Origin of the sequence: Bacillus cereus group sp. Bce019 (genome assembly GCF_051781745.1) — a bacterium.
GTDB lineage: Bacteria > Bacillota > Bacilli > Bacillales > Bacillaceae_G > Bacillus_A > Bacillus_A cereus.
The window spans coordinates 130,605-141,567 of sequence record NZ_JBPWJX010000015.1; the positions used below are offsets into that span (position 1 = coordinate 130,605).

Sequence of the window (10,963 nt, forward strand, 5' to 3'; positions counted from 1 at the left end):
AAAAGTAGATACTAATAGGGGGCGTATTTCATGTATAACTTACAAGAAGATATGTATGAACAATTGAAAGAGAAAAAAGGGGAGGTAACTGTATTTTTAAAGAATGGTGTTCCAGTATGTGGGCAGATCCTTGCAACAGATAAATTTGCCGTCCTAATGATGGTTCATGGTAAGCAACAACTAGCCTATAAGCAAGTAATTTCCACAATTCTTAAGTAATTCTTTTTCCTTTTTTCGAGAGAAGAGGAAAAAACACAAAAAAATAGAAGATTGAGATCAATCTTCTTTAAAAAAGGAACAGATGACAGATTACTACTCCAACTCTTAATCAATTATAAATAAGCACATGTGAATATTCAATCCATTCTGAGTTTTCTCAACAAATTTGTCTTATTTTTAAATTATATATCCTTATTCTCCTTTTCTAATAAATATTTTATATCATTGCAAAAGAAAAAAAATAAAGAAACCGAATTCCTTAACAGGTGGAATTCGGTTTCTTACTACAATATTTAACTGCAATTAGGAAAAGATTGTCCCCTTTAAAAGATAATATATTTATTTATAATTCGGATCGGAAGGTTTTACCTAAATGGTTACCAAGACCAAAGTAATGACGAAAATTATATATAAGTGGGCTCCATTTATTTGGGTCAATATGATTTTCTTCAATAATGATTTCCTTGTGAGCATGCACATGTATAGCTTGTGTCTCAACAATTGCAAAATCAGAAGTATAATCAGGAATTCGAATGTGTTTCACCCTTGCCTCAATTTGAATTGGACACTCCATAATTCGAGTAGGTTTTACCGATTTAGACTTAGTAGGTGTTAATCTACTGATATCATATTTTTCTTTTTCATATGTAAATCCATTTTTTTTCTTATAATCTGGAACGGGATTTTTCCCTGTATAGGGGGCTAACTGTTCAACATTCTCCCATAATGAAGGACTCGGAACATTGATTACACATTCAGGATGTCGTTCTAAATTTTCAATCGCTTTCCCGCCAATTCCAATCCCTAATATAATACAATCTCCTAATGCCCATGATGATGACAGAGGGCTGATATTTACTGTTCCATCTTCATTTAGCGAATTTAGTAAAATCACAGGAGTTCCGTAGTATAGAATTTTAGGTTTAATAATTTCTGTATTTGGAACATGAGCCATTTTTTTCATCTTTATTTCTCCTCCTATTCATATGTTTCTCCTTATTTATTGTAGAATATAAACATTTCGATTATCATCGAAATATGGATTACATTAGAGGGGGATTAAAATGAATGCAAATCCAAATGTAGCAATAATTGCTACCCTTGTCAGTGAAGCTTCTCGTGCAGCAATATTAACAGTCTTATTAGATGGTAGATTCCATCCTGCAAGCGAATTAGCATATATGGCAGGAATCAAACCACAGACGGCTAGTTTCCATTTAACAAAAATGGTCGATGCGAATGTGGTTACAGTTGAAAAACAGGGAAGACATCGATATTATGGGATTCGAAATCAGGAAGTTGCTCAAGTTATGGAGTCATTTTTATCAATAACTCCACCAATTGAAATTAAATCATTAAAACAAGCATCGGAAGATAAAGCGATGCGTTTTGCAAGAACATGTTATGATCATCTTGCGGGGAATTTAGGCGTACAATTAACAGATTCTTTAATTAAAATAGGTGTTATTTATGAAGAAAAGGACGGGTTTACTGTTACTAAAAAAGGAGAGTCATTCTTTACAACTTTTCAAATTGATCTTGAAAGGGTTAGGAAAAAACGTCGTTCATTCACACACAAATGTTTAGATTGGAGTGAAAGACGTCACCACCTTGCGGGAGCATTAGGAAATGCACTTCTAGAAAGACTATTAGAATTAAATCGGGTTCAACGTTTACCTAAAACAAGAGCAATAAAAATCACTATTGACGGGGAAAAGGGACTAAAAGAAACATTTTCTTTTGATATTACAAACAACTAGGTTTTGAATAGAAAACAGCCTTTTTTTCTTTTTTAGCTTGTTCTTTCAACCTTTTCTCTGTTTGTTCCTTTGTTAATCGATGAATAATAACACGAGCTGGTAATTTTTGGTGCTGCCCAATATATGCCTCTGAAATCTCCGTTGTTTGACCAGGAGTCAATTGATTCATGAGTTCTTCCATATCTAATTGAATATAGAGTGTTCCTTTCTTCACGGTTCCATTTTGAAAATACTCTGGCTTATCATTCTTACGATAGATTCGAGAATTTAATTTTAAACGTGAGACATAGTAAGCTTCTTTATCATGGATATTTTGTAAGTCATGTAAATCGAAATAGCCTAAATCTCTTATGTACAAGTCTTTTGGTTGAATGGTTTGTAGGCTTGTTGAACCAAAGGTTTTATCATTTTCTCTTCCTTCTCCTACATAAACGTGCAGGAACTTTCCACTCAATAAGTCATACTCCAATTGAATTTTAACTCCTGCCGTATGGCTACTTCCACCTGAACCTTGATAATGTGAAGAAAACTTATCTGGAAGCTGAAATGTTGTAGAATCTAGAATCCGAATGTGCTTAAAGGTCGTAGTATATTGATGAATTATTTCTTTTGTTGAATGAATTCTTTGAGTTAGAAGCTTAGCTAGAACTTGTTCAAGAAACTGTACTGCGGAAGCATTAAATCGTTGGTTAAGTCCTTCAGGGCTGATAAGAACACCTGTAGATACTTCAAGACAACTACATAATTGTGTGAGTGATGTACTTGCAACCTGCTGGCTCAGCCATACACATAAAGCAACTAACTCCTTTGCTTGATATTTACTCTTTCGCTGAACAAATCCTTTTTCTTTTGCTAGGTGTTCTAGAACATGAGGAGACATATGTCGTTGTAATTCTTCAGCAATCGGTTGAAGTTCGTCAAGAATCGAAAGATTCATAAAAAAACGCCATCCTTTCCTATAATTCTACAGAAAGAATAACGTCTTTTTTGCTTTATGGATAGTACAAAATTTTAGCTTGATGGCGATGCAGTGGGACCCCTAGAAGCATAATAAAAAAAAAGAAATCCACTTTTCTGATATTATTTTATTAATCCGTTAAGCACCAAAAAAGTTATTTAAACATGGATTTAATAAAGATTGGGAGGAACAAATGATCAGTAAACTAAATCAGGTTATAAAATGTTTCCCTTGCCTGTCCTCTATTGAAGCTAAGGAATGGAATAGAGCTGATATTTCTATAGTGCAAGTTCCAACCACTCCTGTAGCTTTTGCAAGGGGGCATCGCTTACACCATGCTATTTTTATTTTGGATGGCTGTGTACGCATTTATAGGGTTGGAGAGAATGGCAGGGAGATAACCCTCTATCGGGTTCAGAGCGGCGGCGTTTGTTTAATGATGATAGCTAGCATATTGGGTGATTTAGATTATGAGGCTTTTGCCGCAGTCGAAAGCGATGTTGAAGCCTTAATCATACCGGCCGAAACTTTTCGGAACTGGATACATACATACGATTCGTTAAGCAGATTTATATACGGATTATTTATTCGTAAAATGTCAACTGTGACTCAGCTTGTAGAAGAGATTGCTTTTAAAGGGATAGACGATCGGATTGCAGATTATCTCATTAGACATACCTCTCTATATTCCGACGAGATAATCATAACCCACGAGAAGTTGTCTATTGAGTTAGGTACAGCACGGGAAGTAGTTAGCCGGACACTAAAGAAGTTCGAGAAGGAGGGACTTCTTACTTTACATCGCGGAAAAATCGTAAACATCCAACGAAAGGCTCTACAACAAAAATTTAGCCGTTTTCTGTGATATAGTTACAGAAATTCTCCTCTTTTAGATTATATGATAATGAGGACAACATTCATTAAGGAAGGAAGATCTTCATGGAAAATCTAAACGGTCTTTACAAAGGAGACGATGTTCTTTATCGAAATTCTTATTTAAAACGAATTAATGAGCTTATAAAAATGGCACCAGCATCCTCAAAAGCTTTTTTAACATTTGAGAAGGAGGCGTTTGTATCTGGATTAATACCAACGAAAACAAAGGAACTTATTGCGATTGCGGTGGCTCATACGACTGGTTGTCCCTATTGTATTGATGTTCATGTAAACAAGTATAAGAAATATGGGGGAACTATGGAAGAGGTTTTGGAGGCAATTATCGTTGCATCTGCAGTAAAAGCCGGAGCAGCCTTGAGTCACGGTGTAAATGCCTTAAATGCGTATGAGAAAAACAATATGCTATAGTAAATGGTTTTGTTTATTCACTTATAATGGGCATTTAGATTTAAACGGCTTTATTGGTATGTTTTTAAGTATAGTGAAGTATCTTACATTAAAAATTAAACAACTTTTAAGGGTAAAGCTATCATTCATAAATAGCATTACCCTTCGTTTTTCACATCAAAATTAAATGACTTTATTATGTTTAAATACTTATATCCAAGAAAAATGTGTATCCTTTACACATAAGTATTCATTTTATCGTTTTGGGGAACATCATAAAATTTTAGCTTGATGGCGATGTGGCGGTACCCCATCGCCGTCAAGTTAAGATTTTACATTATCGATAAAGCAAAAAATACGTTATCCCTTCCTGTGATTCTGCAGAAAGAATAGCGTATTTTTTCATTTTAGTAGGAATTTTGTTTTCTTAGCTTGATAGAGATGTGGTGCTACTCCATTAGTAAAAAAAAGAATTTAATTAGCTCACTAAAAAAGTGACTTTAAGTAGGAGGTATATATACGGAATACCACCAGCATTCCCCTCATTTTTCACTTTAATTTATGGAATGAAGTATTTGACGCAAATAACTTCTTCTAATAATAAGGTAGTAAATTATTTGTACACTAATAAAGCTCGTGAATATGAGAATAGAATTTCCTGCAACAGGTAAGTCTATGTGCCTGCTCTGCGCTAAAAACCTTATTGCCAAGAAGGCCACGCTACTATGAAGAACAGAAATCACAATAGGTATAAAAAATAATATACTAATTTGTTGGGTTACAATTTTTTTTATCTCTCTTTTAGTTAACCCTAATTTAGAAAGCATTTGAAATTGGCTTTTATCTCGATCTAAATCTGTAAATAAACGGAAGTATAAGAAACTAATTGTAAATATAAAAAATACAACACCTACTAGTACACTGAGAATAGATAGTATCGCATTCACTTGTTTACCTTCTAACCATTTTAATACCGGGGAATCAAATATAAAAGGTGGGCGTCCGCTTCTATAATCATTTGGAATTATCTTTGTAAGTTTTTTAGCCATATCTGCTGTTTCATACATATTTTTAATTAAAAAACGATAGTCTATATACTGATCGACCTTTGCTTCTCCTAACTGTGTATTTAGCATTGTTTCGTACATTGAATCCGAAACAACGACAGAAAAATTATTAGATGGGCTGATAATATTATCCATTAATATTTTATTATCAGAAAAATTATAATTCATAGTACCGTGTTCCAGTGTAAGGGATGAAGACAGTTTCTTTAATTTCTCTTGAGGAGTTACTCTCAGATACATTTTTGATGGCAGGATTAGACTGTCTGTTTCCTTATTTAACGTTTCTGCTGGGTATCCTAGTGTTTTGGCAGTTGCGTTGTAATCAGTCAGTTTCATAATTGGTGTTGCGTGACTTGTTGTATTAAAACCAATAGAAGTTACTAATTTATATGAGAATCCATCATTATGTAATTGTTTCTCTATTTGAGAAATATGAAATGCCTCCTCCTTGTTGTATTTATATGATTTATATTCAAATGCATAAGGACTGTTAACTTCCGCTAATGCGCCATTTCCAATAGAAAGGCAAGCACCAATAGAGGTAAAGGCAACTGCGGAAAGTATACTTACTAGAAAGAGTGTTCGTGCGTTATCTGTCATTCGATATGTTAACTCTGAAATCATTAACATATTGGTTTTTTTAAAGAAAGTGTATTGACGATTTTTCAATATTGTAATGACATAAAAGCTGAGCTGAGTAAATAAAAAGTATGTTCCTAATACGCTTAAGAAAATACATATTAACAGAACGTATATTTCATTTCCTTTTCTTAATGCTGTATCTAAATAAAATGCCGAGATATATCCAATGCTAATACAAAGAATTGAGAAGAAAGCTAGCCATTTAGATGACTTTGGTTCTGCTTTTGGTTTTTCTTCAGATTTCATGAGTTCAATTAGCTGTGATACCTTCATTACTCGTACAGTGAAAAAAGAGACAAGTATAAATAAAATAAAAAACATAAGAGATGTGACTAAAATTGCATTAGTAGGAAAATGAAATGGAAGCCCACCTTTTAACAGGAAAAGGGAACCACTTATCAGTAAGATTAATTTTCCAAAAACTAATCCAAGTCCAATCCCAACAATAATTGCAGAACATCCAATTAACATATTTTCCATGAAAATTAGCTTTTTTAATTGTGCGTTAGACATGCCATGGAGTAATAAAATCCCAAATTCCTTTTTCCTTGTTTTCAAAAACATAGTAATAGAATAGAGAATGAAAAAGAAGGAGAAAAATATAATTAGATATTGAGCAATTTTAAATCCTTTTGTACTTAAAGAACTCATGGTCTCACTGGTCGATACAAGATTTCCAGTGAAATTAGGATGAAATGCAAGCAATTCAAAAGTAAATAGAATCATCACGGCAAATGTACTACTCAAAAAATGTCCAAGGTATAATCGTTTATTACGAGTGACATTATTATATACAAGTTGACGAAAATTCATGTTAATTACCTCCTAGTAAAGATAGTACATCTGTAATATCTTTGTGAAATTTTGAACGATTGTCATCGCAATAAATTTCATTATAAAAAGATCCATCTGTAATGAAGATTACTCGATCACAGTAACTCGCAGCTACGGGATCATGTGTCACTAGCATCATAGTTACTTGTTGATCTTGATTTAATTTCTTTAGGAGTTCCATCACATCATTTGCCGCTTTTGAATCTAAATTTCCTGTTGGTTCATCTGCTAATATTAATTGAGGAGAATGAATAAGGGCACGTGCAATGGCGGTTCGTTGAGCTTGTCCTCCTGAAATTTCATAGGTTCTTTTATTTAAAATCTGTTCGATCCCCAGTTTTTTAGAAATAACTTCTACTTTGTTGTTCATTTCATTCAAACTTACATTATCTAATGTAAGTGGTAAAACAATATTCTCTTTTACAGTTAGAGTATTCATGAGGTTAAAGGATTGAAAGACAAACCCTAGTTCACGGCGTCTAAATAATGCTAGATCATTAGAAGATAAACAATGGGGATTTTTTTCGTTAATAAATACTTCTCCTGATGTTGGTGCATCAATAGTAGAGATCATATTTAGTAAAGTTGATTTGCCACTTCCTGATGCTCCCATAATTCCTACAAATTCTCCTTTTTGTATTGTCAAATCAATATTGGAAAGAGCTTTATAAGATACTTTTCCTGTATTATAAATTTTACTTAAGTTACGGACTGTTAATATACTCATAGTTATTATCTCCTGTTCGTTTATTGGCTATATATAATTTAATCTAAAGTATTATAGTCCTCATATTGAATTGTCTTACATTTACCTTACAAGCATGTAAGAATTCTATCTTTTAAGAAAATTGTTTCAGAGGAGGTTGAAGATCTAACTCAACATATTTACAGTGTATAACGCCTATTAAATTAAAGGAAGGAACCTATCATATTTCCTAATAGATTCCTTTTTTAAATACAAAAATTTCAAATATATAGAGTCATGCTTCGAATCGTTTGCGTTTTCATAAAGATCTTATAAAGTTAAATTTCTTGTTTTATTTTAGCTTAATATTGATAAGGTACTAGCCTCCCATTTTTTATTATTCAAATTAGAATAAATATTTACTTTCGTTTAATAGGCAATGCATAATAGCCAAAAGCTAAATCCAGTAAGGAACTGGCTTCTTGACGCAGTAACACATCTTTCGGACGGAACATAAAAGATCCGTCAGCATTGATGGAAGTATCAGGGTCTAGAATTCCTTGGGAGGCAAGTGCTTGAATAGATTGGACTGCCCAATCATCTGCGGCATCAAGTAATTTAACTTTAATAGCTCTATCAGGTTGAATCGGTTTCAAGTCTTGAATTTGCTTTACGTTTTGAATCATGGTTGCTGCGACCTGTCGGGTAATCGGAGTAGCACGAATATACTCTGGAATTCCATTCATCATTTTTTCCCTTGCCTCCTTGGATTCGTCTGGAAAACCATTCCATCCGTGAGCAAGTAACAGCATATCCGCAAATTCTCCTTGTGTCATGGTGTCCATCGGATTAAATAGATTATCTGTTTTAGCACCCATAATGTTTAGAGCATGAAGGTTATCAATGTGACTTCTATATTTACTCTTTGCTGGCACGTCATCAAACGGTGATTTGTTGTTAATTTTCTGAGCATCTGCTACAAAATCAAGGCTTTTAGGAGAGGTGTAGTGAAAATATGTGATTTCTCCTGCTGAATTCTTTTTGAAAGCGACTTTATTGCCTTCTGAATCCTCAAATAACAATGGATGAATCATTTTGAGAACTTGTTTTCCCGTTGTTCCACCCTCCATGATCAAATTCCCATTTTCATAAGTAAAATGAGTGCGAATGGCAGCGAAACGCGTATTCTGGAATAAACCCAAGTATTTATGAGCCTCTTTTTCCTCTAACGGGAGATAACTTGTTTTTACTTCATTCTTCTTAGCGGGGAAATAGTGATCCATAAGAGCTTCATATATGTCTATACTCATCATTGAATCATTATTGTAAGACATGAAGAATGCTGTTTTTTGTTCAGGCACTAAAATCAGCAGTGATTGATGCCCAGGCATACTTCCACCTTTCATTACAACATGTTGACCGTTAGCAAATTTATTAAAAGGCGTTTCAAATCCAATTGTCGCAACAGGGACTGTCTTATCATCAAAAACTTGATAGGCATGCATCATATCTATGCCTTTTTTACTTACAATTTCTTTGTCTTTAAACGTTCCTTTCTGTAGTTGCATAATCATGTATTTTGACATGTCTTCCGCAGTAGATAAAATGCCTCCTTGTGGTGTATCCCTTAAACCGCTCCCACTTGTTGGAATCGGATCACCTGTGGGACCATAATGAGTAGCCATTCTTTTGAGAAGGTCAGGCGTAAAACTCATACTCGTAGATTCCATATCTAATGGTTTGAAAATATTTTTTTCCATATATTTCGAGAAAGGGGTGTTAGTAGCATTTTCTACTGCAAACCCTGCGAGCGCAAATGAGACGTTGTCATACGTATAAGCTTCCCCTGGTGGCCGTATCACCGTTGGCATATGCTTAGAGAAAAATTCTTTCATTGGTATACTATTATGAACGTATTCGGGTCCAGTTATATTTGTGAGATCCGGAAAATCTACCCCGCTAGTATAAGTAAGCATATCAAACAGGGTGAGAGGTTTCCCTGTTTGATTAGGAATTTGTAATCCACCAAGGTATTTTTGTACATCTTGATCTAGTTTAAGCTTTCCTTTATCGACTTGCTGCATCACAGCCAAAGCAGTAAAGGTTTTTGAGACTGAAGCGATTTGAAAGACCGTGTCCTTAGTGACAGGGATTTTCTTTTCTTTATTGGCATATCCATATCCTTTATTGACAACGACCTTTCCATCATGAACGACGACAAAACTAGAACCGTTCACATTATACTTCTTCATTTTTTCTTCAAATAACGGGTCTGCAAAAGATTCTATTTCTTTTTTATTAGTAGGTCCTTCCATCATTTGAATATTAGTTGAGGATGTTAATGGTTTTGATTTTTCAGCTTCTAATAATTGTTGGGAACACGCAGAAATCATGGTTGAAGAAGAAAGAAGAACTGCAACGATCCCCAGTTTGTTAATTGCTTGTTTCATTTTTGTAAGCTCCTTTAATTGATTTGTTTTTTTGTTAGCGAAACGAGTTAGCACCCGTTAGCGTATGAACAGAGTGTAGCAAGAGGCCAGTCATAGTAGGTAGTGAGTTTTTGTCATATTTATAAAGTAGAACAAAATTGAGTGGATAAGGCTGTATTAATAGTTATGTCATAAAAGTCATGACATTTTGACACTACCGTGTGTGACAGAAAAACATTTAGAATCAAGGAGCAGTTTTTAACGCATTAACAATAAATGGGGAGGGGAGACCTACATTGTGTATGTTAAAAAATATAATGAGGCGTGAAAGGGGAAATAGGCATGATTTATTTATGAAAAACAAACCAGTAATAAGAGTGGTTCTTCTAGGGTTAACATACATGCGGAAAAAGAGGGATTTATCGTTTGTTAGAATACAATTGCATTTGTGAAAAAATAATTAGCAAGATAATTACAAATGTAATATTGAACTTTTAATAGAGGTGATAGCTGTGTGCTTAGTATGAAACAGCTAATAACCATCTACACAATATGAATAGAGGAGAGGGAGAATCTTATGAAAACAAGTAGGCAAATTACGAGTGCAAGTCTGACCCTTTTAATGGCTGGAAGTTCTTTGTTATATACAACACCAAGCTCAATTGTAAAAGCAGAGCCCAATCAAAATGTATCTAATTCGTTACAAACAAATACTCAAAGAGATCGTACTTCCGTCAAGAAAGTAATGAGGGATACGCTACAACTTGGATACCCAGGGATACTCGCCAAAATTTCAAAGGATAGAAAAACGTGGAGTTATGCTGCTGGGGTAGCGGATTTGAGAACCAAAAAACCAATGAAAGCAGATTATCGCTTTCGTATTGGCAGTGTTACGAAGACATTCATTGCGACAGTGCTACTTCAATTGGCTGGAGAGAACCGCTTGAATCTAGATGACTCCATCGAAAAATGGTTACCTGGCGTCGTTCAAGGAAACGGATATGATGGTAACCAGATTACGATTCGGCAGATATTGAATCATACAAGTGGGATTGCTGAATACTTAAAGTCAAAAGACTATGATA

The 10,963-nt window shown here is 34.2% G+C and carries 9 protein-coding genes and 1 pseudogene; 5 read left to right on the forward strand and 5 right to left on the reverse strand.

Translation table 11 applies throughout. The annotated features are described in order from the left end of the window. The first annotated feature begins 30 nt into the window (after positions 1–30). The gene (gene hfq / locus ACS2QP_RS19475) at positions 31–219 is read left to right on the forward strand and encodes an RNA chaperone Hfq (protein WP_000282531.1); all 189 of its coding nucleotides are present in this window, start codon (positions 31–33) and stop codon (positions 217–219) included. Between the two features lie 343 nt (positions 220–562). Here the strand turns inward: hfq and ACS2QP_RS19480 are convergent, their stop codons facing one another. Beyond that, entirely contained in the window at positions 563–1,183 is a 621-nt protein-coding gene (locus ACS2QP_RS19480; RefSeq protein ID WP_332283223.1) for a flavin reductase family protein, read from the reverse strand. A gap of 100 nt (positions 1,184–1,283) precedes the next feature. Here ACS2QP_RS19480 and ACS2QP_RS19485 point away from each other — a divergent pair, with 100 nt between their 5' ends. Further along, on the forward strand, positions 1,284–1,979 hold the full coding sequence (locus ACS2QP_RS19485; protein WP_332283222.1) for an ArsR/SmtB family transcription factor: 696 nt from the start codon (positions 1,284–1,286) through the stop codon (positions 1,977–1,979). 19 nt (positions 1,980–1,998) lie between these two features. Here ACS2QP_RS19485 and ACS2QP_RS19490 read toward each other — a convergent pair. Further along, positions 1,999–2,916 (reverse strand): annotated as a pseudogene (locus ACS2QP_RS19490) (IS4 family transposase); the annotation flags it as partial. A 214-nt stretch (positions 2,917–3,130) separates the two neighbouring features. Between ACS2QP_RS19490 and ACS2QP_RS19495 the strand changes: the two are divergent. Further along, positions 3,131–3,802 (forward strand): Crp/Fnr family transcriptional regulator, encoded by a 672-nt coding sequence (locus ACS2QP_RS19495; RefSeq protein WP_332283220.1) that lies wholly within the window; start codon positions 3,131–3,133, stop codon positions 3,800–3,802. A gap of 74 nt (positions 3,803–3,876) precedes the next feature. Next, the gene (locus tag ACS2QP_RS19500) at positions 3,877–4,242 is read left to right on the forward strand and encodes a carboxymuconolactone decarboxylase family protein (protein WP_166703039.1); all 366 of its coding nucleotides are present in this window, start codon (positions 3,877–3,879) and stop codon (positions 4,240–4,242) included. Positions 4,243–4,775: 533 nt separating this feature from the next. Here ACS2QP_RS19500 and ACS2QP_RS19505 read toward each other — a convergent pair. The 3 genes from ACS2QP_RS19505 to ACS2QP_RS19515 form a co-directional block, all read right to left on the reverse strand. Continuing rightward, entirely contained in the window at positions 4,776–6,743 is a 1,968-nt protein-coding gene (locus ACS2QP_RS19505; protein WP_438882745.1) for an FtsX-like permease family protein, read from the reverse strand. Between the two features lies 1 nt (position 6,744). Further along, a complete protein-coding gene (locus ACS2QP_RS19510; RefSeq protein ID WP_063538678.1) occupies positions 6,745–7,491 on the reverse strand; it encodes an ABC transporter ATP-binding protein in 747 nt (248 codons plus the stop codon). A gap of 377 nt (positions 7,492–7,868) precedes the next feature. Further along, on the reverse strand, positions 7,869–9,899 hold the full coding sequence (locus ACS2QP_RS19515) for a serine hydrolase (protein WP_438882746.1): 2,031 nt from the start codon (positions 9,897–9,899) through the stop codon (positions 7,869–7,871). Positions 9,900–10,455: 556 nt separating this feature from the next. Between ACS2QP_RS19515 and ACS2QP_RS19520 the strand changes: the two genes are divergently transcribed. Continuing rightward, on the forward strand, positions 10,456–10,963 hold a 508-nt coding region (locus ACS2QP_RS19520), incomplete at its 3' end, for a serine hydrolase domain-containing protein (protein ID WP_438882747.1).